The sequence below is a fragment of the Bradyrhizobium icense genome, assembly GCF_001693385.1.
GTDB lineage: Bacteria > Pseudomonadota > Alphaproteobacteria > Rhizobiales > Xanthobacteraceae > Bradyrhizobium > Bradyrhizobium icense.
This window is the reverse complement of record NZ_CP016428.1, coordinates 7330682-7353004: the sequence shown is the minus strand read 5'-3', so window position 1 is coordinate 7353004 and position 22323 is coordinate 7330682. Positions and strand designations below refer to the sequence as shown.

Genomic DNA, 22323 nt, shown 5'->3' with positions numbered 1-22323 from the left:
GCCGCGCGCTTGAACCGGATTCCAAAACCGGCCGTATCTGCTAGAGAGGTTCGTGAACCGGGTTACTGGCACCGCCATGACGACGTCTGACGGCACCGATATTTTCTATGGCGCGATCCCGGTCTTTCGCGGCTTCGGCAGCCTGATGGACCCGGCGCTGTACACGCCGTTGCCGGACGACTGGGCCGTCGGTGTCGCCGACATCGTCGAATCGACCAAGGCGATCGCCAACCAGCGCTACAAGGCGGTCAACATGGCCGGCGCTGCCGTGATCGCGGCCGTGACCAATGCGTTAGGCGGGCGCGAATTTCCCTTCGTGTTCGGCGGCGACGGTGCGAGCTTTGCGGTGTCGCCGGCCGATCTTTCGCACGCGCGCGAGGCGCTGGCGGCGACCGCGGCCTGGGTCCGGGCCGATCTCGATCTGATGATGCGGGTGGCGCTGGTGCCGGTGAAGGACATTCGCGCGCAGGGCCTCGATATCAAAGTCGCCCGCTTCGGGCCGTCGTCCAATCTGTCCTATGCGATGTTTTCCGGCGGTGGGCTGGGATGGGCGGATGCCGCGATGAAGCGGGGCGAATTCGCAGTCCCGCCGGCGGCAGCGGGAACACAGCCCGATCTGTCCGGGCTGTCGTGCCGGTTCGAGGAAATTCCTTCCTCCCGCGGGCTCATTCTGTCCGTGCTGGTGGTGCCCGCCAAGGGCGCCGATCCGCAACGCTTCCGCAAGGTGATCGAGGACGTCATCAAGCTGGTCGAGCAGAGCCCTGATGCGGGCCGGCCGGTGCCGCCGGATGGTCCGCCGTTGCGCTGGCCGCCGACCGGCGTCGAATATGAGGCGCGCGCCGCGCGCGGCGGGCCGCTGTTGAAGCGGCGCACCGTCGTGCTCGCCTTCACGCTCTGGGCCTATGTCGTGATGCGGTTAGGCATCAAGGTCGGTAATTTCGTGCCGAAGAACTACGTGCAGCAGGTGGTGGAGAATTCCGACTTCCGCAAATATGACGACGGCCTGCGGATGATCCTCGATTGCACGGTCGAGCTCGAACGGGCGCTGACGGAGCTTCTCGCAATGGCCGCTTCAGCCAAGATCGTGCGCTACGGCCTGCACCGGCAGGACGCCGCGATGATGACCTGCTTCGCGCCCTCGGTGATGCGCAGCGACCACGTCCACTTCATCGACGGCGCCCGCGGCGGCTATGCGTCGGCGGCGTCAGCGCTGAAGGCGATGGCGGCGTAGATTGTAAGGTGGGCAGAGGCAACGCCGGACCCACCATCTTTCCAAGGTCATCGCTCGGAATGGTGGGCACGCTTCGCTTTGCCCACCATTCCGAATTCTTTACCGCCCGACGCGCGTCCAGCTCTCGCCGCCGCAGAGCGCGCCGACGCAGCCTTCGACCTTGAGCGTATCCGGACCCGTCACCGAGACGCTGCTCGCATACGTGCCGCCGTCATCGGCATTGTAGATCTGGCCCGACCATTTGTTGGGGCCGCTGGGGCTCATGCCGCTGAACAAGGGAAGGCCGATCATCGGCCGCCGCTTCAGGGCGAGGTTCGGATTCTTGTCATCGACCTGGGGCTTGCCGGTGGCCGGGTCGATAGGCTCCTTCAGCCCGACGACCACGCCGCAAATTCCACCGCCGCATTTGCTGACCTTCACCCTTGCATCGCCCGCCTGGGTCAGCCAGACGCCGGTCGGCTCGCCGGTGCCTTGCGTGAAGGCGGATGGCGCGGCCAGCAATGCCGCCGAGATCGCGATGATGAAAGCCGTTCTGCAAGCCATGAATCATTCCTTCGAAAAAGCAGGCCTGCATAGCAACAAATCAGATTTGTGCAACGTCGGATTGAGTGCAATTTGCCGTTATCATTTGCCCCAGCGGGTCAAACGGATCGACAGCACCGTGCCGAGGCCATAAATGACCATCGCTGCGCCGACCAGTGCAAACATGGCCGATGCCGGCGCGTCCATGGAGGCCAGCCACCAGCCGCCGCCCCCGACGATCAGCAACCTTGCGGTGCCGGCCACCACCGGGCCGCCGACCTTCGCAGCACCTTGCGAAGAGAAATAGAGGCACACGCCCATTCCGAAAAAGGCGAACGCCGGTCCTGCCCAGACGAGATACGAAGAAGCCGCGGCGGTTACGCCGGGATCGCTGGTGAACATCGAAACCCAGAGCGCCGGCATGACTGCAACGATGAGCCCGATAGTGCCAACGGTGATTCCGGCAGCAATGCCCGCAATCCATGCCACCTGCCGCGCGCGTGTCACGAGGCCTGCGCCCATGGCCATGCCGACCATCGGCACCGAGGCGACGCCGAAGGCGAATGCGATCGGCGTGAGCAAGAATTCCAGCCGCGAGCCCATGCCGTAACCGGCCAACGTCTCGGCACCGTAGCCGGCCAGGATTTTGGTGAAGATCAGCACCGTCAGCACGGTTTGCAGCGGCGCCAGGCAGGACACCGCGCCGACCTTGAGAATGTCGACGAACATGGCGCGCTGGAATTTGAAGCCCGCGAAGTTCAGCGTCAGCCGGCTGCGGCCGCTGACGAGATACCAGGCGAGAAACATCGCGCCCAGCGTGAAAGCGGCGAGTTGGCCCGCGGCAACGCCGCCCATGCCGAATTTCGGCAGGCCGAGCAGCCCGAGGCCCAGCGCGCCGCCGACCGCAATCTGCACCAGCGCGGTGCCGATCAAGGTCACCGACGGAATCCGCATGTCACCGGTGCCGCGCACGACCGAAGCCAGCGTGTTGACCAGCCAGATCGCGATCGCGCCGGAGAATAGCACGTGCGAGTACTGCATCGCCTCTTCGAGCACGCCGCCGCGCCCGCCGAGCAGCGTGTAAAACGCGCGGCCGAAGGCCAGCATCATGACCGTGAAAAAGATTCCGGCGCAGGCCCCGATCATCGCGGCATGCAGCGCGAGCGTCGCCGCGCGATCGCGGTCGCCGGCGCCGAGCGCGCGGCTGATGGCGGAGGAAACGCCGCCGCCCATCGCGCCCGCCGACATCATCTGCGTCAACATGACGAAGGGAAACACCAGTGCGATGCCGGCGAGCGGCTCGGTGCCGAGCCGGCCGATGTAAGAGGTCTCGGCGATCGCCACCAGCGTCGTGCCGACCATGGCGATCGCATTGGGAAGCGCGAGCTTCAACAGCGTCGGCAGGATCGGCGAGGTGAGCAGCGCGTTGGTCGGAGCGGGCGGAACGGCGGCAGTGGGACGCATGTCGAGCGGGGCATCAATGGTCATGCGGCACCGGCGATCCAAATCGAATAGATTATGGATGACATATTATCTAGCCGGCGCGGCTCGAGCCACCGCGCCGCTGCAGGGGTCACCACGGCAGGCCGCATAGGTCGATTATTCCATCGCGCGGCTTGCGGGTGAAATCGAACACGTAGGGCGCCATCGCCTCGAAGCGAATTCTTCCCTCCGGCTGCTCGGCATAGACCTCGCCCTTGAACGCATGCCAGCCGCGCGCTTCATAGAATGCTTCATTGTGCGGCTCGCAGAACAACATCGCAAACCGCACCGCTTCGTGGTCGCGCAGAGTCCTGATCGCGGCGTTGAGCGCCAGCGTGGCATAGCCGCGTCCCCGGCAATCGTTGCGGGTCGAGACGCCCCCGATGCCGCCGATCTGGACCTTGCGGCTGTCCCAGGTCGCGGTGCGGAAATAGATCCCGACATGGCAGGCCAGGCCCGGCCTCTCCGCATCCTCCGGTGCGTCGATCAGCACGCGCAAATCGGCATGGGCCCATTTGACGTGACCCCAGGACAATTTTTCGACGACTTCGTGCGGCCATACCGCCTCCAACAGCGGTTCGGCCCGCGGCCATGAGGAGTCCCCGTTCAGGACGTCGATCTCGATGCTCATTTCATCACCATGTGCGCCAATGCATGCGGCTGCCACACTCCGTCATACGCTGGACGCGGAGCGGCGTTACCGGAAGCCTTCCCGTTCTTGCCAAATTGCGGTGTTTATGCGCAATGGAACCTTCTATAAGGGTTCCCGTTAGACCACGTTCTCCCATCAGTTCGGACATCACCCCATGACCTTCACGCTGCCCAATCTTCCCTATTCCCACGACGCCCTTGCGCCCCACATGTCCAAGGAAACGCTGGAGTACCACCACGACAAGCATCACCAGGCTTACGTGACCAACGGAAACAACGCGATCAAGGGGACTGAATTCGAAGGCAAGTCCCTGGAGGAGATCGTCAAGGGTTCGTTCGGCAAGAATCCGGCCGTGTTCAACAACGCCGGCCAGCACTACAACCATCTGCATTTCTGGAACTGGATGAAGCCGAATGGCGGCGGCAGCAAGCTGCCCGGCCGTCTGGAAAAGAAGATCACCGAGGACCTCGGCGGTCTCGACAAGTTCAAGGCCGATTTCGCCGCCGCCGGCGTCGGCCAGTTCGGCTCCGGCTGGTGCTGGTTGTCGGTCAAGAACGGCAAGCTCGAAATCTCCAAGACCGCGAATGGCGAAAGCCCGCTGGTCTACGGCGCGACGCCAATCCTCGGCTGCGACGTCTGGGAGCACTCCTACTACATCGACTATCGCAACCGCCGTCCCGATTATCTGAAGGCGTTCTGCGATAACCTGATCAACTGGGACTACGTCGACGAACTGTTCGGCAAGGCCGGAGCCTAACGATCGGGCGCGGTAGCGCCGTTTCACCCTCCCCTGGAAGGGGTGGGTCGGTTCGCATGCAGCGAAGCGGAATGCGGACCGGGGTGGGGTGATCTCTCAACTCGGGCACTGTCCGGGTGGATAGACCTTCACCCCACCCCGCCGCTCATTTCATTCGCGTCGACCCTCCCCTCCAGGGGAGGGTGAACACCGGGGCAATAGTGGGTAACGCGACAAGCTATCTCTTGGTCTTTTTCGGTGGCGGCCTTGGCGCGACGCTGCGCCATCTCATCAATCTCACCTGCGCCCGCTGCCTCGGCACCGGCTTCCCCTGGGGCACCTTCATCATCAACATATCAGGCTCGACCGTGATGGGGCTGATCGCGGGCTATCTCGCCTTCAAGGGCGAGGCGTCGCAACCCTGGCGGCTGTTTTTGATGACCGGCGTCCTCGGCGGCTACACCACATTCTCGGCCTATTCGCTCGATGCCGCGCTGCTCTACGAACGCGGCGAGCTTGGGCTCGCGGCGCTTTACGTGATTGGCTCCGTCGTGCTGTCGATTGCCGGGCTGTTCGGCGGTCTTGCACTGGTGCGGCAGTTCACCTGAACCAGCCGCCCGCGAACACGGGCCCGCGCGATGTCCTCGCATGGGCGTCCCTGAGAAGCGCATGGATATCGTGCGAGCTTCCGTTTGCTTCGCCGCAATGGCGGGACTAAGCAGGATGGATTAGCTTCACCCGCCAAACCCGCAGCCTTGTCAGAACCTCCGCTAAAGGACCCGGCGCCAGCCGAAGACGCCGAGCCGAAGCCACGGCGTGCCCGCAAGCCGGTCGGCTGGTCGATGATCGTGATCGGCGCGCTCGTCGCGATCTGCGTCGCGCTGGTGTGGCGGCGGGACGGCATCGACGGCGTGCTCAATATTCTCACCCATGACCTCTGGCTGTTCGGCGAAATCATCCCGCGCGTGCTGGCCGGCTGCCTGCTCGGCGGATTCATCGCGGAAATTCTGCCGCACGACAAAGTCTCGCGATCGCTCGGTCCGGAATCGGGCCTGAAGGGACTTTTGATCGGAACGGCATTCGGCGCGATCCTGCCTGGCGGCCCGTTCACCGCCTATCCGGTGGCGGCGGCATTACTGACTGTCGGTGCCGATTTCGGCGCCACCATCGCGATGGTGGTGAGCTGGACGCTGATCGGCTATGGCCGCGCCGTCGCCTGGGAGCTGCCGATTCTCGGCACCGACTTCACGCTGTGGCGCATCGCGATCTCGCTGCCGATTCCAGTGCTGGCAGGCTGGCTCGGCCGCTTCGTCTTCGTGCGGATGTATCCGAAGGGCGAGCCGTCCGAATGACCGCCTCGGCGCTGATCATCGACATCACCCTGTGGGGCTCTGTCGCGATCCTCGGTTTCATGGCCTGGCGGCGCGGGCGCGTCGTGCTGGTGTCATCGGTGCGCGAAGGCTCGATGGATTTCATCAACATCTTGCCGCGCATTGCGCTCGGCGTGATCGGCTCGGGCTATATCGCCGCCGTTATCCCGCCCGAAGTGATCACCGGCTGGCTCGGGCCGGACAGCGGCTGGTTCGGCGTGCTGACCGCCGTCATCGCCGGCGCGGCAACGCCGGGAGGCCCCGTGGTCGGCTTTTCGATCGCCGCGGTGGCATTGAAGGTCGGCGGCGGCCCGCCGCAGGTGATCGCCTATGTCGTCGCCTGGGCGCTGTTCGCCTTCCAGCGCATGATCCTCTGGGAAATCCCGTTCATGCCGGCCCGCTTTGTCTGGTTTCGCGCCGCGGTCTCGGTGCCGTTTCCGTTTCTCGCGGCCGCGATCGCGATGGCGATTGGGAAGCCGTGAGGGGAAACCGACCATAAGCCTTCCTAAGAGATGCTGGAGCCACTCCCGGCTTTGGTGCTGCCGTGCCTAATGCCCCGCCTTCGCGGGGGCATGGCGGACGAGGGCGGGGCTTTCGAGAACACCGGTTTACGGCCGTTTCACCGCGTGGACTCCCATTATGTTATATTATAACGTCAACCCATGCCTCACACCCATTCCCATGACCACGCGCATCACCACCACGCCCACAGCCACGGCCCGGCAACGCCGCATCCGGCGCAACCCGCGCCCTGGTCGATCCTGCGGATGACCCTGTCAGCCCGCCTTGCCGCAGCATTCGCGGTCTCAGCCGCTCTGTGGGCCGTCGTGCTGGTGGCGATGAGGTGAGCATGGCCGCACAGATCAAATTCCGGAACGTGACGCTCGGGTACGACCGGCATCCGGCGGTGCATCACCTCAACGGCGAGGTCGTGCCGGGTGCGCTGGTGGCGGTGATCGGGCCGAACGGCGCCGGCAAGTCGACGCTGTTCCGAGGGGTGGCCGGCATCCTCAAGCCGCTGTCCGGCGGGATCGATCTCGGCGGTCTCGATAGCAGGGACATCGCCTATCTGCCGCAGAGCGTCGACATCGATCGCAGCTTCCCGATCTCGGTGTTCGATTTCGTCGGCAGTGGCCTGTGGCGCTCGACGGGCCCGTTCGGCGGCATCGGCAAGGCCGCGCGCGCGAAGATCCTGGCGGCGCTCGCCGCGGTCGGGCTCAACGGTTTCGAAAACCGCTCGATCGGCACGCTGTCCGGCGGGCAGATGCAGCGCATGCTGTTTGCGCGGGTGCTGCTGCAGGATGCGGGGCTCATCGTGCTGGATGAGCCGTTCAACGCCATCGACGCCAAAACCTCGGCGGACCTGATCGCGCTGGTCAGGCGCTGGCATGGCGAGGGACGCACCGTGCTGGCGGCGCTGCACGACCTGGAGATGGTGCGAAGCCACTTCCCCGAAACCCTGCTGCTGGCGCGGGGGCCGGTGGCGTGGGGGCCGACCGCCGACGTGCTGACGCCGGAAAACCTGCTGGTGGCGATGAAGATGTGCGAAGCCTTCGACGACAGCGCCGCCGCTTGCGCCGCCGATATGCCGTCGCGAGCGGCATGATGATTTACGACGCGCTGTTCGCGCCCTTCATCGAATTCGAATTCATGCGCCGCGCGCTTGCTGCCGTGATCGCGCTTGCGCTCGGGGCTGCGCCGATCGGCGTGTTCCTGATGCTGCGGCGGATGAGCCTCGTCGGCGACGCCATGGCGCACGCAATCCTGCCGGGGGCTGCGATCGGCTTCCTGCTCTCGGGGCTGAACCTGTTCGCGATGACGACCGGCGGCTTGATCGCGGGCTTTACCGTCGCGCTGCTCGCCGGCCTCGTCGCGCGCAATACCGAGCTGAAGGAAGACGCCTCGCTCGCGACCTTCTATCTGGTGTCGCTCGCGCTCGGCGTCACCATCGTCTCGATCAAGGGCACCAATATCGACCTGTTGCACGTGCTGTTCGGCAACATCCTCGCGATGGACGACCAGACGCTCTTGGTGATCGCCTTCAACGCCACGATTACACTTTTGGTGATGGCGGTGATCTACCGTCCCCTCGTGATCGAATGCGTCGATCCGGTGTTCCTGCGCACCGTCTCTCGCGCCGGCGCGCCCGCGCATCTGGCGTTCCTGGCGTTGGTCGTCATCAACCTGGTCAACGGTTTTCACGCGCTCGGCACGCTGCTCGGCGTCGGCCTGATGATCCTGCCCGCCGGCATCGCCCGGTTCTGGTCGCGCGATATCACCGGCATGATCTGCATCGCGGTCGCAAGCGCGATCGTCTCGGGCTATGCCGGGCTGGTGCTGTCGTTTCAGACCAAAATTCCCTCAGGCCCCGCGGTCATCCTGATCGCGGCGGTGCTGTATGTCGCATCGCTATTGTTCGGTCCCGTCAGCGGCCTGGTCCGGCAGATGTTTCCCGGCCGTCATCTCGAGGCGTAGTCATGATCCGGTTCTTGCTCATCGCTCTCACCATGCTCGCAGTCGTCGGACCGGCTCGCGCCGCGGATCGCCTCAACGTCGTCGCCAGCTTCTCGATCCTCGGCGATTTCGTCCGCCATGTCGGCGGCGACCGCGTCGAAGTCACGACGCTGGTCGGCCCCAATAGCGATGCGCATGTTTATGTGCCGGCGCCCTCGGACGCCAAACGGGTTGCGGGTGCAAAGCTTGTGTTCGTTAACGGTCTAGGATTCGAGGGCTGGTTGTCGCGGCTCGTCAAGTCCGCCGGCGGAAAGGCGACCGTCGTAACCGCGACGACCGGCATTACGCCGCTCAAGCTCGGCTCGCAAGCCGATCCGCATGCGTGGCAATCGGTCGTCAATGCCAAGGTCTACGTCGCCAATATCCGCGATGCGCTGGCGGCGGCGGCTCCCGCGCACGCTGAAGCCTTCAAATCCAGTGCGAGCGCCTATCTGGCCGAGCTCGACGCACTGGACCGCGAAGTGCGCGAGGCAGTCGCCAAAATTCCGCAAGGCCGTCGCAAGGTGATCTCGACCCACGGCGCGTTCGGTTATTTTGCCGCTGCCTATGGCATCGAATTCATTGCGCCGGTCGGTGTCTCGACCGAATCCGAGGCCAGCGCCCGCGATGTCGCAAAGATCATCACCCAGATCAGGGCGGCCAAAATACCGGCAGTTTTTCTCGAAAATATCAGCGATCCCCGCCTGATGAGCCGGATATCGGCCGAGACTGGCGCCAGGGTCGGTGGAACGCTCTATTCCGACAGTCTGACCGGCGAAAAGGGCGATTCTCCCACTTACATTGCGATGGTCAGGCACAATATAAAGGCCCTGACCAGCGCGCTGAGCCAATAGGCAGGGGCCTCCCTGCTGCCGGCGCGCGCTACAATTCCGTCCCGGAGCCGTTATGTCTGAACTTTCGTCCCAAAAAATTCCAGTGACCGTGCTGACAGGCTATCTCGGCGCCGGCAAGACCACGCTGCTCAACCGCATCCTGTCGGAAAACCACGGCAAGAAATACGCCGTCATCGTCAACGAATTCGGCGAGATCGGCATCGACAACGACCTCATCATCGGTGCCGACGAGGAAGTGTTCGAGATGAACAACGGCTGCATCTGCTGCACCGTGCGCGGCGACCTCGTCCGCATCATGGACGGCCTGATGAAGCGCAGGGGCAAGTTCGACGCCATCATCGTCGAGACCACGGGCCTTGCCGATCCGGCCCCGGTGGCGCAGACCTTCTTTGTCGACGAGGACGTGCAGAAGAACGCGCGGCTCGATGCTGTCGTCACCGTGGCCGACGCCAAATGGCTGAGCGATCGCCTGAAAGACGCGCCGGAAGCCAAGAACCAGATCGCGTTCGCCGACGTCATCGTGCTGAACAAGACCGACCTCGTCTCCAAGCCGGAGCTCGCCGAAGTCGAGGCCCGGATTCGCGGCATCAATCCATATGCAAAGCTGCACCGCGCCGAGCGCTGCAAGGTCGCGCTATCGGACGTGCTGGAACGCGGCGCGTTCGATCTCGACCGCATCCTGGAAATCGAACCGGAATTCCTGGACGCCGGCGACGACCATCACCATCACCATAACGATCATGATCACCATCACGGGCATGATCATGATCACAGCCACAGCCATGGCGGATTGAAGCACTATCACGACGAGGACATGCAATCGCTGTCGCTGCGCTCGGACAAGCCGCTCGACCCGACCAAATTCATGCCGTGGCTGCAAAACCTCGTCGCCACCGAGGGCCAGAAGATACTGCGCTCGAAGGGCATCCTCTCCTTCACCGACGACGACGATCGCTACGTGTTCCAGGGCGTGCACATGATGCTGGAAGGCGATCATCAGCGGCAATGGAAGGAAGGCGAGCCGCGCGAAAGCCGCGTCGTCTTCATCGGCCGCGAGTTACCGGAAAAGACGATCCGCGAAGGTTTCGAAAGCTGCATTGCTGCATGAGATCATGTCCGATCAGCTCACCATTGCGTCCCTGACCGATCGCGTGAAATCCGTCGCGGTCAGTGCACCCGTCTCCGCCGTGCATTTCCTCGGCGAGCGCGCCGCCTTCGTATGCGCCGAAGAGAAAGTCGCGATGGCCGATGCCGCCGGCGAAATCTCCCGCGTGGACGTGCATGGCGGTGCCATCCTCTGCACGGCATCCGACGGCAAGCGCGTCGTCACCGGTGGCGACGACGGCAAGCTCGTCGCATTGAACGCAAAGGGCGAGACGTCGGTGCTCGCGACCGATGCAAAGCGGCGCTGGATTGACAATGTCGCGCTGCATCCCGATGGTGCGTTTGCCTGGTCGGCCGGCAAGACCGCGTTCGTCCGCAGCGGCAAAGGTGAGGAGAAGACTTTTGACGTCCCATCGACCGTCGGCGGCGTCGCCTTCGCGCCAAAGGGGCTGCGCGTGGCGGTTGCCCATTACAACGGCGTGACGCTGTGGTTTCCCAATATGGCGGCGAAGCCGGAATTTCTGGAATGGGCCGGCTCGCATCTCGCCGTCACCTTCAGTCCCGACAACAAATTCCTGGTCACCGCCATGCACGAACCGGCGCTGCACGGCTGGCGGCTCGCCGATAACAGGCACATGCGGATGAGCGGCTATCCCGGCCGCGTCCGCTCGATGTCGTGGAGCGCGGGAGGCAAGGGGCTTGCCACGTCGGGTGCCGACACCGTGATTATTTGGCCGTTCACCAGCAAGGACGGTCCGATGGGCAAGGAGCCGGCGATGCTGGCACCGCTGCAGGCGCGCGTTTCCATGGTCGCCTGTCATCCGAAGCAGGACATCATGGCCGCGGGCTATAGCGACGGCACCGTGCTGATCGTGCGGCTCGAGGATGGCGCGGAGATTCTGGTGCGCCGCAATGGCAGCGAGCCGGTCTCGGCGCTGGCCTGGAACGCAAAGGGCACGCTGCTCGCCTTCGGCACTGAGGACGGCGACGCCGGGATGCTGGAATTCTAGGCATCTCGGAGAGGTTACGAAGCAGGTTCCCCGCGGAACCAAGCGCCTTGACGTCCGTTGAATCCACGAACCATTTCGTGGGTCGAACGATATGCCTGCCGATGACCGCCAACGCGAATACCGAATGGAAATGCTGGGCGCATCCACGCTGATCGCGGTCGGGCTGGTCATTTCGGTGCTGTCGCTGACCGAGATCACGGCGCGAGATTCGCAGCACGTCGCGCAGGCGACGCCGCCAACACAATCGACACCGGGCGCAGAAACGAAACCGCCCGCGCCGTCCGAACCGGGTACGACCGGGCAAAGACCATCAGACGTTCCGCCGCAGCCGGCCCGTCCCGATCCGGATGCGCAGAAGGCGGGCGCTCAGCCCGCACTGCCGCCGGCGCCCGCAGAGAAAGTCGCGCCGCCGATCCGCGAAAAATGATCCCACTGCCGTTGCGCTGATTGTGCAGACGCAAAATCGTGGGCCGTGCGCGCGTTTGATGCGCGAATGTGCGGGCCATGCGACCCTATCGGCCCGTATCAATTTGTAGGAGAGGGCGCAGGCCTTGCCTTCGAACGCCTTGTGTTGATCCCCAACAAGCGGTTAGGCTTGCTGCAAAACAGCCGGCAGGTCGAACAGCCGGCAGGTCAGGGAGTGACGCATGCGTGAGTTAACGCCGGAAACGATCACGGACGCCGTGCTCGACCAGATGGCGACGACGCCGGACCCTCGCCTGAAGGAGATCATGGCGTCGGCGGTAAAACACCTCCATGCCTTCGCCCGCGAGGTCAACCTGACGCCCGCGGAATGGATCAAGGGCATCGAATTCATGACCGCCGCCGGCAAGATGTGTTCGCCGGAACGGCAGGAATTCATCCTGCTGTCGGATACGCTCGGCCTCTCGGCACTCGTCAACGGACTGCACGACGCGACCGCGCTCGAGGAAGCCACCCACACCAGCCTGCTCGGCCCGTTCTATCGCGAGGCCACGCCGACGCTCGCAGCCGGCAGTTCGATCGCCAAGAACCCGAAGCCCGGCAGCGAGTGCGTGCTGTATGGCCGTGTCACCGATGCCGCGGGCAAGCCCGTTGCGGGCGCCACCGTCTCGATCTGGCAGACCGGCGCCGACGGCCTCTATGACATCCAGTCCAGCGCGACCTCGGTCGATTATCGCGGTGTATTCACGACAGACGCTGACGGACTCTATATGCTGCGCACCGTCAGGCCGCTCGGCTACTCGATCCCGATGGATGGACCTGTCGGCGCCATGGTGAAGGCGCAGGCGCGGCACGGCATGCGGCCGGCGCATATTCACTTCCTGGTCGGCGCAGCCGGCTATCGCGAACTGGTCACGGCGCTCTATTTGCGCGACGATCCCCATCTGGCCGATGATGTCGTGTTCGGCTCGTCGGGCGATCTCGCCGTCGACGTGGTCGCAAACGATCCGGACTGCCCGATCAAGGGCATGCCGAGCATCCGCTTCGATATGCGGCTGTCGCGCGAAAGCGCCACCGACAAGACCAGTGGTCGCGTCGGCGCCGATCCGTCGGCGATCATGAAACAAGCCAAAAGCGAACCTGCCCCGGCGGGCGCCGGCGGCTAGAGCCCGAGCCTGACACGATCCACTTCACCGCAGCCGGGCGAAGATCCGGCGGACGCAGAACGGCAACGACATAGGGGGGAATCGATGAAACGCAGAACATTCCTGGGCGGCGCAATGGCTGTCGCGGTGGTTGGGCACGGGTCGAGCGCTCTTGCCCAGCAACCGCCGATCAAGATCGGCATGTCGATGCCGCAGACCGGCGGCCTCGCCGGCGGCGGCAAGGCGTCGCTGCTCGGCATCGAGATCTGGCGTGACGACGTCAACGCCAAGGGTGGGCTGCTCGGCCGCAAGATCGAACTGGTCGTCTATGACGACAAGTCGAGCGCATCGGAGACGCCGGCGATCTACGCCAAGCTGGTCGATGTCGACAAGGTCGATCTCCTGTTCGCGCCCTATGCAACGGTGCCGACCGCGCCGATCATGCCGTTCGTCAAGCAGCGCGGCCTGCTGCTGATGGGGAATTTCTCGTTCCAGGTGAACAGCAAGGTCGGCCACGACATGTGGTTCAACAATGCACCATGGGGGCCGGCCGATAGCTGGGCGGCCTCGTTCCTCGACCTGGCGCAGAAGGCCGGCGGCAAGAACATGGCGCTGTTAACGGCCGATCAGGAATTCGCGCAGAACCTCGCGCTCACCGCGCGGGATGTCGCCAAGAAGCGCAACATTCCGATTGTCTTCGATCAGACCTATCCGCCGAACACGGTGGAATTCTCGTCCATCATTCGCGCGTTGAAGGCGGCCAAGCCCGACATCGTCTATGTCGCGTCCTATCCGCCGGACTCGGCCGGCATCCTGCGCGCCGTGAACGAGATCGGGATCGGCGACAGCGTCAAGATTTTCGGTGGCGGCATGGTCGGCCTGCAATTCGCCGCTGTGATGTCGAACCTCGGTTCGCTGCTCAACGGCGTCGTGAACTACAATACCTGGCTGCCGGAAAAGAGCATGTATTTCGACGGCACCAAGGAATTTTTCGACAAGTACACCAAGCGCGCCGTCGAGGCCAAGGTCGATCCGCTCGGCTATTATCTGGCGCCGTTCGGCTATGCGATGGGCCAGATGATCGAGGCGGCGGTCGGCGCGACCAAGTCGCTCGACCAGAAGGGCATCGCGAAATACCTGCGCGAGAACGAGCACAAGACAATCGTCGGGCCGATCGCCTTTTCGGCCGATGGCGAGCGCAAGGAAACGGCGACGCTGCAGGCCCAGTTCCGCGGTGTAAAGGACAAGGATATCGAACAGTTCCGCACCTCCGGCAAGCAGGTGATTCTGTTCCCTGACAAGTTGAAAGCCGGAGAGCTCATCAGTCCCTTCGAGGCTGCCCGAAACTAGGCCTCGTGGCTTTTCCGGCTCAGGGCCAAGGGGGGATCTGAATTGTTTTCGATGGACCTGCTGCTTGGCGCAGTGGTGCTCGGGGTGCTGCTCGGCTGCTTCTATGCAGCCGTCAGCGTCGGCTTGTCCGTCGCGTTCGGACTGCTCGACGTTCCCCATGTCGCGCACCCGGCCTTCTTGGTGCTCGCGTCCTACGGCGTGTTCCAGCTCAACGAGAGCTACGACATCGATCCACTGCTGGCGGGACTCGCCATCACGCCGCTGTTCTTCCTGTTCGGCCTGCTCGCCTACCGCGTCTATTACGAAACCTTTGAGCGGCGCGGCAGCGATGCGGGCGTCCGCGGCATCGCGTTCTTCTTCGGCATCGCCTTCATTATCGAGGTGCTGATCATCCTGCAATTCGGCGTCGACCAGCGCTCGGTTTCCGCGACCTATATCGGCAAGTCGTGGCGGTTCGGCGAGTTTCGAATACCGATCCGGCAACTGGTGGCGTTCGCGGTGGCGCTGGCGCTGACGGTGCTGCTTGCCATGTATCTGTCGAAAACCTTCATGGGCCGCGCGATCCGCGCGGTCGCGCAGGACGAGGAGGCGTTGCGGCTGATGGGCGCCAACCCGGTCCGCATCAAGCAATTTGCCTTCGGCATCGCCACCGCCGTGCTCGGCATCGCCGGCGCGCTCCTGATCATCGTAGCGCCGGTCGAGCCGACGCTCGATCGCGCCTATATCGGGCGGACCTTCTGCGTCGTCGTCATGGCCGGGCTCGGCAGCATCAGCGGCACGCTGATCGCCGCCATCATCCTAGGCGTCGCCGAATCCATCGTGCTGACGTTGTTCGGCGCCTCCTGGGCGCCGGCGATCTCGTTCGCAATGCTGCTCGGCGTGCTCGCCGTCCGACCGCAAGGTCTGCTCGGCCGATGAACAAGCGCAGCCATAGCATCGCATTCTGGGCCGCCGTCGCCGTCTTCCTGGTCGCCGTGCTGTCGATGACGCAGATCGTCCGCAACGAATATCCGTTTTTCGCCGGCTACGTCATCCTCCAGTTCATCGCGCTTGCGGTCGCCTGGAGCATCCTCGGCGGCTATGCCGGTTACGTCAATTTCGGCACCAACGCCTTTTTCGGCGTCGGCGTCTACACGGCAGTAGCCCTGTTCAAGGCGACGGGCGCGCCGCTCGTGGTGCAGATCGCGGCCGCCGCCGTCGTCGGCATGACGCTCGGCTTTGGCGTTGGTCTCCTCACCTTACGGATGCGCGGCATCTTCTTCTCGATCGCCACGATTGCGCTAGCGATCATCATCGAGACCTTTGTGATGAACTGGCGGTTCGTCGGCGGCGCGGCCGGCATCCAGATCCAGCGGCCGCCGGTGATGGCGCCGTTCGACAGTTACGTGAAGATGCTGTTCTTCGTGCAGGCCGTCCTGGCCGTCATCGCCGTTGCGATCGCGCGCTACATCCAGAATTCCCGGATCGGCCGCGGCCTGCAGGCGCTCAGGGACGACGAACTCGCGGCCGAATGCACCGGCGTGCCGACGCTAAGGCTGAAGCTGGTCGCCTGCATGACCTCGGGCGCGCTGATTTCCGCGGCCGGCGCGCCCGCCGCAATGTACCTGCAATATGCCGACCCGTCCTCGGCGTTCAACCTGAGCTACTCCGTCTCGGCGTTGGCGATGGCGCTGATCGGCGGCACCGCGCACTGGATCGGCCCGGTGCTAGGGGCCATCCTGCTCGGCTCGACGCAACAGCTTCTCGCCGTGACCATCTCCTCGGAGGTCAACGTGCTGGTGCTCGGCATCATGCTGGTGCTGTTCGTGGTCGGCGCGCCGAAGGGCATCATCGGCCTATTGCGGCCGCGCTACCGCCTGCGCGCGGGAGGCAAGCCATGACGATGGTTGCCGAGGTCGACGCGCCCTTACTGCAGGTGGGAACGCTCACCAAGACCTTCGGCGGCTTCACCGCGCTCGACAATATCAGCGTCGATATCCGAAAGGGCGAACGGTTCGGCCTGATCGGTCCGAACGGCTCGGGCAAGACCACGCTGATCAACTGCATTTCCGGCGCGTTGAAGCCGCAGGTCGGCAGCGTGGTGTTCTGCGGCGAGGACATCACGCAGTTGCCGCCGCACCTGCGCGCCCGCCGCGGCATCGCCCGCAGCTTCCAGATTCCGCGGCCCTTCAAAAGCATGACGGTGCTGGAAAACCTCATGGTCGGGCTCGACTTCGCTTCGGTCGATTCGCGCCTGCCGGAGGAAGATGTCGCGATGTCGATCCTGACACGGATGGGACTCGCCTCGAAAGCGGCGGCGCCAAGCAATACGCTGAGCCAGGTGGAGCTGCGCAAGATGGAGCTCGCGCGCGCGATGGCGGTCAGGCCGAAGCTTCTGATCTCCGACGAAGCGATGGCGGGGCTGTCCTCTTCCGAGGTCGACGAGGTGCTGGATCTCTTGATCAGCCTTGGCGAGGAAGACATCACCATCATCATGATCGAGCACATCATGCAGGCGGTAATGCGCTTTTCGGAGCGGGTGATGTGCCTCGACGCCGGAAAGATCATCGCGCTCGGCGCGCCTGGCGAGGTGATGGCCAACAAGCGGGTGCAGGAGGCCTATCTTGGCACTTAGCCTTGCCATCGAAGGCCTCGATGCCGGCTACGGCGCGGTCAAGGCGCTGCGCGGCGTCACGCTGCACGTCGAGGCCGGCGAGACCGTGGCCCTGCTCGGCACCAATGGCAACGGCAAGAGCACGCTGATGAAGTGCGTCATGGGTCTGGTGCGCCCGGATAGCGGCCGGCTTGCGCTTTCGATCGACGGCGTGGCGCATGATCTCACAAAACTCTCGCCCGAGGCGATCGTCGATCTCGGCGTGGCGCTGGTGCCGGAAGGGCGGCGGCTGTTTCCCAAGCTGACGGTGACGGAAAACCTGATGCTCGGCGCGTTCAGGAAAGTGGCCCGCAGCGCCATCCAGCAGAATCTCGCGCTCGTCTTCGATACCTTTCCGGTGCTGGAGGAGCGGCGCAACCAGCTCGCCGGCACCATGTCCGGCGGACAGCAGCAGATGCTGGCGATTGCGCGCGCGCTGATGTCGTCGCCGCGGCTGCTCTTGATCGATGAACCGTCCGTCGGGCTGTCGCCGCTTCTGGTCTCGCAGACCATTGCCAAGATCGGCGAGCTCAAGCAGCGCGTGGGACTGACGGTGCTGATGGCGGAGCAGAATTTCAACCAGGCGATCCGCATCGCCGACCGCGGCTACATCATCGTCCACGGCGAGATCGCGGTCGCGGCGCAGTCGGTCGACGAGTTGAAGGCTAACGACATCGTCAAGCGGCTCTATCTCGGCGGCGTCGTGTGACGGCGCGGTGCGGTAGACGTTGCGGTTATTGTGCGCCCCTGAGCGTGCAGGCGGTCGAGCAGGTCGTCATGACCCCGCGCTCGCAGGCGATGCACACCGCGACGCACTGCTTCTTGTCCTTGGGATTGTACTGGCTGTAAAGCTTGCGCGCGCAATTGTCGATCGAGCCCGTGACCTCGTGGCTGGCCTCAGGCGTACACGCGGCCAAGGCCGCGGCTGCCAGGATAATGGCAATGATGACGCGCATATCGGTTGCTCCAACCGGAGCCATCGCTCGGATAAAAGCGGCGACGGCCATGGGCCCTCGCAGAAATTTACCCTTCAGGATGGCGCGATTGAATTAATCGAGTGTTACGAGGAGTTGGAGTTCCCGTGCGTAGTTCTACGCCGGTCGGGCTTGCGCAAGCGATGTGCGCTGCAGCGGAGGAGCTGCAGCGCCAGTGTTGCCGCTGTCAGCGCACCAGCACGTTCCTGAACTGCCAGGGATCCGACGTATCGATATCCTCCGGGAACATGCCGGGGCGGTCCGACAGCGGGGTCCAGTCGGTGTAAAAGCCCTTCACCGGGCCGAGATACGGCATCTGGATTTCCAGGCAGCGGCGGAAGTCCATCTCGTCGGCCTCGACGATGCCGGCCTCGGGGTTTTCCAGCGCCCACACCATGCCGGCGAGCACCGCCGAAGACACCTGCATGCCGGTGGCGTTCTGGTAGGGCGCGACGAGGCGGGTCTCCTCGATCGAGAGCTGCGAGCCGTACCAATAGGCGTTCCTGGCGTGGCCGTAGAGAAGGACGCCGAGTTCATCGATGCCGTCGACGATCTCGTGCTCGTCCAAAATGTGCCAGCTTGGCTGCATTTTGCCCGTGGCGCCGAACATCTCGTGCAGCGACAGCACCGCGTCGTTGGCGGGGTGGTAGGCATAGTGGCAGGTTGGACGATAGATCACCCTGTTTCCGTCGTGCAGGGTGAAGTAGTCCGCAATCGAGATCGACTCGTTGTGGGTGACGAGGAAGCCGTATTGCGGCCCCGGCGTCGGGCACCACGACCGCACGCGGGTGTTGGCGCCGGGCTGCAGCAGATAGATTGCGGCGCCACAGCCCTCGATGTGCTCGCGGCCGTTGTCTGGCATCCATCTTTCATGCGTGCCCCAGCCGAGCTCCGCCGGCTGCATGCCTTCGGACACAAAACCTTCGACCGACCAAGTGTTGACGAACACGTTCATCGGCTTCGGATTCCTGGAGCGCTGGGTGTCGCGCTCGGCGATATGGATGCCCTTCACGCCAAGCTTGTGTGCGAGCAGGCCCCAGCCCTCCCGGCTCTTCGGTTCGTTGAAGGGCGTGTTGGTATCACGGGCGATGTCGAGCAGCGCCTGCTTGACGAACCAGGACACCATTCCGGGGTTGGCGCCGCAGGTGGAGACCGCGGTGATGCCGCCCGGACTCTTTCGCTTGGCGGCGAGCAGGGTCTCGCGCAGGGCGTAGTTGGAGCGCTTCTCGGGACCGATGTTCTTGTCGAAATAAAAGCCTGCCCAAGGCTCCACCACGGTGTCGATGTAGAGCGCGCCGATCTCGCGGCACATCGTCATGATGTCGACCGAGGAGGTGTCGACGGAGAGATTGACGCAGAATCCTTGGCCGCCGCCAGCGGTGAGCAGCGGAATCAGCAGCTCGCGGTAGTTGTCTCTGGTCACAGCCCGTTTGACAAATCGTACACCGTGCTTGCTGGCGAGTTCGCCGTCATCATGCGGGTCGATGATGACAAGGCGCTCCTTGTCGTAGTCGAAATGACGCTCGATTAAAGGCAGCGTGCCTTTGCCGATCGAGCCAAAGCCGATCATGACAATCGGGCCAGTGATTTTCGCGTGAATTTTCGCGAGTGCGCTCATCAGTCGGTCTCCAGAAAGCAGAAATTGGCGGGAATGGAAGGATCAGGCGGTGCGCCGTTTTGCGGTCACTTCGATCTCGATCTTCATCTCGGGCTTGTAGAGGCCTGCGACGACCAGGAGGGTAGTGGCCGGACGTATCTCGCCGAAGACTTCGCCGCAGACCGCAAAGAAGGCGTCCGCGTCGGCAATATCGGTGATGTAGTAGGTGGCGCGGACGATGTCGGCCATCGCAAAGCCGCCTTCCTTGAGCGCAGCCTCGATATTCCCAAAGCAGTTGCGGGCCTGGCTCGTGATATCGGCCGGAATGACCATGGTCGTGTAGTCGTAGCCGGTAGTGCCGGCGACGAAGGCGAAATCGCCGTCGATGACGGCGCGGCTGTAGCCGGCGGTCTTCTCGAATGGCGAGCCGGTGGAAATCAGGCGGCGGGGCATCGGAACCTCGATCTTGGGAACGATCCTGGGAATGATCCGGCGGCGGGATGGGCGCGGTTTAAGGGTTTTTCCCCGGCGCGCGCAACCCCTCGCGGCGTCACCGGGAATATCGGGTGAGGTCGGAGGCCGGCGGCGCGCCGGCGCTCCAGCGACGCACGAGAATGTCCCTGACGATCATGACCGAGATCATGATCAGGAGGACGGTCGTGACGGCGCTGCGCCAGCGCGGGCGCACGGGGAGGTTCGCCGGCATGGCCTTCAGGCCACCCGCGGCAGGAGCAGGGCCTTCGCCTTCCTGGCGCGCACTGCCCTTGTTTTCGGCAAACGTGCGCCGGTTGGAACGATCATGCCCCGGGCGCCGTCGAGCGCGCCTTCGCAAAACTCCAGGCCGAGCAGGCGGTCGCGCTCGAAGGCGCCCGGCAGCGACAGCTCGCCGGTCTTCGCGGCAGAGAAGCCGAAGCGGGCGTAGTAGGGCGCATCGCCCAGCAGGATTACCGCGCGATGGCCACGCGCCTTCGCCGCCGCAAGCGCGTGGTCCATCAGCGCAGCCCCGACCCCAAGCTGGCGGGAGGAGGCCTCCACCGCCAGCGGGCCGAGCATGAGCGCCGGGATGCCCCCGGCGCTGACGTGCCACAACCGAACGGTCCCGACCAGCCGGCCCTGGCTCACAGCCAACAGGCTGAGGCCTTCGGCGGGCGCGCGTCCGTCGCGCAGGCGCTGGCAGGTGCGGGCATGGCGGTTTGCGCCGAAGCAGGCATCCAGCAGCGCTTCACGCGCGGCGACGTCCGAGGCTTTTTCCGCACGGATCGCGAACGGAGCGGCCTCGGGGGTTAGGGCAAGGGTGGTCTTCCGCAAAGCAGTCATGGCACGTCAGTCCCCGCTCGCAACGGCAAGCTTGCCGCGCAAAGCGTTGTCAAAAATTCGCAAATGACGGGGAGGGAGCCGGCGCACCGGCTCCCGCTATTCAAGCCTCAAACGAGGCCGATCAGATGTGGTAGGTCCTGAGCGGCGGGATGCCGTTGAACGCCACCGACGAGTAGGTCGACGTGTACGCCCCGGTGCCTTCGATCAGCAGCTTGTCGCCGATCTCGAGCGTCACCGGAAGCGGATACGGCAGCTTCTCGTACAGCACGTCGGCGCTGTCGCAGGTCGGCCCCGCGAGCACGCACGGCGTCATCTCCGCGCCGTCATGCGGCGTGCGGATGGCGTAGCGGATCGACTCGTCCATCGTCTCGGCGAGACCGCCGAACTTGCCGATGTCGAGATAGACCCAGCGCACCTCGTCCTCGTCGCTCTTCCTGGAGATCAGGACGACTTCGGTCTCGATCACGCCGGCATTGCCGACCATGCCGCGGCCCGGCTCGATGATGGTCTCCGGGATCTGGTTGCCGAAGTGCTTGCGCAGCGCACGGAAGATCGACCGGCCGTACTGCACGACCGGAGGAACGTCCTTGAGGTACTTGGTCGGGAAGCCGCCGCCCATGTTGACCATGGACAGGTTGATCCCGCGCTCCGCGCAGTCCCGGAACACCGTCGAGGCCATCGCCAGCGCACGGTCCCACGCCTTCACCTTGCGCTGCTGCGAGCCGACATGGAACGAGATGCCGACCGGCTCCAGCCCCAGGCGCTTGGCGAGGTCGAGCACCTCGACCGCCATCTCCGGGTCGCAGCCGAACTTCCGCGACAGCGGCCACTCGGCGCCGGCGCAGTCATAAAGGATGCGGCAGAACACCTTTGCGCCGGGAGCGGCGCGAGCGATCTTCTCGACCTCTGCAGCGCAGTCGACCGCGAACAGGCGAATGCCGAGCGCAAAGGCGCGCGCGATGTCGCGCTCCTTCTTGATCGTATTGCCATAGGAGATGCGGTCCGGCGTCGCACCCGCCGCCATCGCCATCTCGATTTCGGCAACGGTCGCGGTGTCGAAGCAGGAGCCCATGGAGGCGAGCAGCGACAGCACTTCGGGCGCAGGATTGGCCTTCACCGCATAGAACACGCGGCTGTCCGGCAGCGCCTTGGCAAAGGTCTGGTAGTTGTCGCGCACGACTTCGAGGTCGACCACGAGGCACGGCTCGGTGTCCTGGCCCTCGCTGCGACGGTTGCGCAGGAATTCCTGAATACGTTCGGTCATAGCACCCTCCAAACGGCCTTTGCGACAAGGACCCGTTCAAATTTGATCTCGGACGTGAGTGCTTTGGCGTTGCCGCACGATGGAGACGCGACGAAGCCTCGAACTCGAAATCCGAATTGTGCTGCCGTGGATTGGTTGGGAATTTCCCGCCCGCACACCTGGCAATG

At 64.3% G+C, this 22323-nt stretch carries 27 protein-coding genes; 18 read left to right on the top strand and 9 right to left on the bottom strand.

The genetic code is table 11. The features are described from left to right. Nucleotides 1–76 precede the first annotated feature (76 nt). The gene (locus LMTR13_RS34130; RefSeq protein WP_065731579.1) at nt 77–1231 is read left to right on the top strand and encodes a DUF3095 domain-containing protein; all 1155 of its coding nucleotides are present in this window, start codon (nt 77–79) and stop codon (nt 1229–1231) included. 99 nt (nt 1232–1330) lie between these two features. Here the strand turns inward: LMTR13_RS34130 and LMTR13_RS34125 are convergent, their stop codons facing one another. The 3 genes from LMTR13_RS34125 to LMTR13_RS34115 all read right to left on the bottom strand — a co-directional run bounded on the left by LMTR13_RS34125 (nt 1331) and on the right by LMTR13_RS34115 (nt 3866). Continuing rightward, on the bottom strand, nt 1331–1774 hold the full coding sequence (locus LMTR13_RS34125; RefSeq protein ID WP_065731578.1) for a DUF2147 domain-containing protein: 444 nt from the start codon (nt 1772–1774) through the stop codon (nt 1331–1333). 81 nt (nt 1775–1855) lie between these two features. Then, nucleotides 1856–3241 (bottom strand): MATE family efflux transporter, encoded by a 1386-nt coding sequence (locus LMTR13_RS34120; RefSeq protein ID WP_065731577.1) that lies wholly within the window; start codon nt 3239–3241, stop codon nt 1856–1858. 85 nt (nt 3242–3326) lie between these two features. Further along, nucleotides 3327–3866: a GNAT family N-acetyltransferase gene (locus tag LMTR13_RS34115; RefSeq protein WP_065731576.1), complete on the bottom strand. Its 540-nt coding sequence runs from the start codon at nt 3864–3866 to the stop codon at nt 3327–3329. A gap of 175 nt (nt 3867–4041) precedes the next feature. On the opposite strand from LMTR13_RS34115, the gene LMTR13_RS34110 reads away from it, so the two are divergent. The 17 genes from LMTR13_RS34110 (at nt 4042) to LMTR13_RS34035 (ending at nt 17713) form a co-directional block, all read left to right on the top strand. Beyond that, nucleotides 4042–4644, top strand: a complete 603-nt coding sequence (locus tag LMTR13_RS34110) for a superoxide dismutase (protein ID WP_028350505.1) — start codon at nt 4042–4044, stop codon at nt 4642–4644. 200 nt (nt 4645–4844) lie between these two features. After that, nucleotides 4845–5231 carry a fluoride efflux transporter CrcB gene (crcB, locus tag LMTR13_RS34105; RefSeq protein WP_065733200.1) on the top strand — a complete coding sequence of 129 codons (387 nt, stop codon included), beginning with the start codon at nt 4845–4847 and terminating at the stop codon, nt 5229–5231. A gap of 147 nt (nt 5232–5378) precedes the next feature. Beyond that, nucleotides 5379–5975 (top strand): permease, encoded by a 597-nt coding sequence (locus tag LMTR13_RS34100; RefSeq protein WP_065731575.1) that lies wholly within the window; start codon nt 5379–5381, stop codon nt 5973–5975. Next, the gene (locus LMTR13_RS34095) at nt 5972–6475 is read left to right on the top strand and encodes a hypothetical protein (protein WP_065731574.1); all 504 of its coding nucleotides are present in this window, start codon (nt 5972–5974) and stop codon (nt 6473–6475) included. Before LMTR13_RS34100 ends, LMTR13_RS34095 begins: the two co-directional genes overlap by 4 nt. A 180-nt stretch (nt 6476–6655) precedes the next feature. Further along, the gene (locus LMTR13_RS43055) at nt 6656–6841 is read left to right on the top strand and encodes a hypothetical protein (protein ID WP_083219336.1); all 186 of its coding nucleotides are present in this window, start codon (nt 6656–6658) and stop codon (nt 6839–6841) included. Nucleotides 6842–6843: 2 nt separating this feature from the next. Further along, the gene (locus LMTR13_RS34090; RefSeq protein ID WP_065731573.1) at nt 6844–7599 is read left to right on the top strand and encodes a metal ABC transporter ATP-binding protein; all 756 of its coding nucleotides are present in this window, start codon (nt 6844–6846) and stop codon (nt 7597–7599) included. Next, a complete protein-coding gene (locus LMTR13_RS34085) occupies nt 7599–8468 on the top strand; it encodes a metal ABC transporter permease (protein WP_065733199.1) in 870 nt (289 codons plus the stop codon). Before LMTR13_RS34090 ends, LMTR13_RS34085 begins: the two co-directional genes overlap by 1 nt. Before the next feature lie 2 nt (nt 8469–8470). Beyond that, nucleotides 8471–9340 (top strand): metal ABC transporter solute-binding protein, Zn/Mn family, encoded by an 870-nt coding sequence (locus tag LMTR13_RS34080; RefSeq protein ID WP_065731572.1) that lies wholly within the window; start codon nt 8471–8473, stop codon nt 9338–9340. 52 nt (nt 9341–9392) lie between these two features. Beyond that, complete coding sequence (locus LMTR13_RS34075; RefSeq protein WP_065731571.1) at nt 9393–10448, top strand: CobW family GTP-binding protein; 1056 nt, start codon at nt 9393–9395, stop codon at nt 10446–10448. A 4-nt stretch (nt 10449–10452) separates the two neighbouring features. Continuing rightward, the gene (locus LMTR13_RS34070; RefSeq protein WP_065733198.1) at nt 10453–11454 is read left to right on the top strand and encodes a WD40 repeat domain-containing protein; all 1002 of its coding nucleotides are present in this window, start codon (nt 10453–10455) and stop codon (nt 11452–11454) included. Between the two features lie 124 nt (nt 11455–11578). Continuing rightward, nucleotides 11579–11881 carry a hypothetical protein gene (locus LMTR13_RS34065; protein WP_236843222.1) on the top strand — a complete coding sequence of 101 codons (303 nt, stop codon included), beginning with the start codon at nt 11579–11581 and terminating at the stop codon, nt 11879–11881. A 220-nt stretch (nt 11882–12101) separates the two neighbouring features. Continuing rightward, a complete protein-coding gene (locus LMTR13_RS34060) occupies nt 12102–13043 on the top strand; it encodes a dioxygenase family protein (RefSeq protein ID WP_065731569.1) in 942 nt (313 codons plus the stop codon). A gap of 84 nt (nt 13044–13127) precedes the next feature. Continuing rightward, a complete protein-coding gene (locus LMTR13_RS34055; RefSeq protein WP_083219335.1) occupies nt 13128–14372 on the top strand; it encodes an amino acid ABC transporter substrate-binding protein in 1245 nt (414 codons plus the stop codon). Nucleotides 14373–14423: 51 nt separating this feature from the next. Then, on the top strand, nt 14424–15290 hold the full coding sequence (locus LMTR13_RS34050; protein WP_236843221.1) for a branched-chain amino acid ABC transporter permease: 867 nt from the start codon (nt 14424–14426) through the stop codon (nt 15288–15290). Next, nucleotides 15287–16252 (top strand): branched-chain amino acid ABC transporter permease, encoded by a 966-nt coding sequence (locus LMTR13_RS34045; RefSeq protein WP_065731566.1) that lies wholly within the window; start codon nt 15287–15289, stop codon nt 16250–16252. The genes LMTR13_RS34050 and LMTR13_RS34045 overlap by 4 nt, the downstream gene beginning before the upstream one ends. After that, nucleotides 16249–16986 carry an ABC transporter ATP-binding protein gene (locus LMTR13_RS34040; protein ID WP_065731565.1) on the top strand — a complete coding sequence of 246 codons (738 nt, stop codon included), beginning with the start codon at nt 16249–16251 and terminating at the stop codon, nt 16984–16986. Before LMTR13_RS34045 ends, LMTR13_RS34040 begins: the two co-directional genes overlap by 4 nt. Then, nucleotides 16976–17713: an ABC transporter ATP-binding protein gene (locus tag LMTR13_RS34035; RefSeq protein ID WP_065731564.1), complete on the top strand. Its 738-nt coding sequence runs from the start codon at nt 16976–16978 to the stop codon at nt 17711–17713. Before LMTR13_RS34040 ends, LMTR13_RS34035 begins: the two co-directional genes overlap by 11 nt. A gap of 25 nt (nt 17714–17738) precedes the next feature. Here LMTR13_RS34035 and LMTR13_RS34030 read toward each other — a convergent pair whose 3' ends face one another. The 6 genes from LMTR13_RS34030 to LMTR13_RS34010 form a co-directional block, all read right to left on the bottom strand. Further along, entirely contained in the window at nt 17739–17960 is a 222-nt protein-coding gene (locus LMTR13_RS34030) for a hypothetical protein (protein ID WP_065733197.1), read from the bottom strand. A gap of 205 nt (nt 17961–18165) precedes the next feature. Further along, entirely contained in the window at nt 18166–19596 is a 1431-nt protein-coding gene (locus tag LMTR13_RS34025) for a homospermidine synthase (RefSeq protein ID WP_065731563.1), read from the bottom strand. Between the two features lie 42 nt (nt 19597–19638). Then, nucleotides 19639–20028: a RidA family protein gene (locus LMTR13_RS34020; protein ID WP_065731562.1), complete on the bottom strand. Its 390-nt coding sequence runs from the start codon at nt 20026–20028 to the stop codon at nt 19639–19641. A 97-nt stretch (nt 20029–20125) separates the two neighbouring features. Continuing rightward, nucleotides 20126–20281 (bottom strand): hypothetical protein, encoded by a 156-nt coding sequence (locus LMTR13_RS42025; RefSeq protein ID WP_197520958.1) that lies wholly within the window; start codon nt 20279–20281, stop codon nt 20126–20128. Nucleotides 20282–20286: 5 nt separating this feature from the next. Next, nucleotides 20287–20892 (bottom strand): GNAT family N-acetyltransferase, encoded by a 606-nt coding sequence (locus LMTR13_RS34015; RefSeq protein WP_065731561.1) that lies wholly within the window; start codon nt 20890–20892, stop codon nt 20287–20289. 121 nt (nt 20893–21013) lie between these two features. Then, nucleotides 21014–22156, bottom strand: a complete 1143-nt coding sequence (locus LMTR13_RS34010) for a type III PLP-dependent enzyme (RefSeq protein ID WP_065731560.1) — start codon at nt 22154–22156, stop codon at nt 21014–21016. Nucleotides 22157–22323 lie beyond the last annotated feature (167 nt).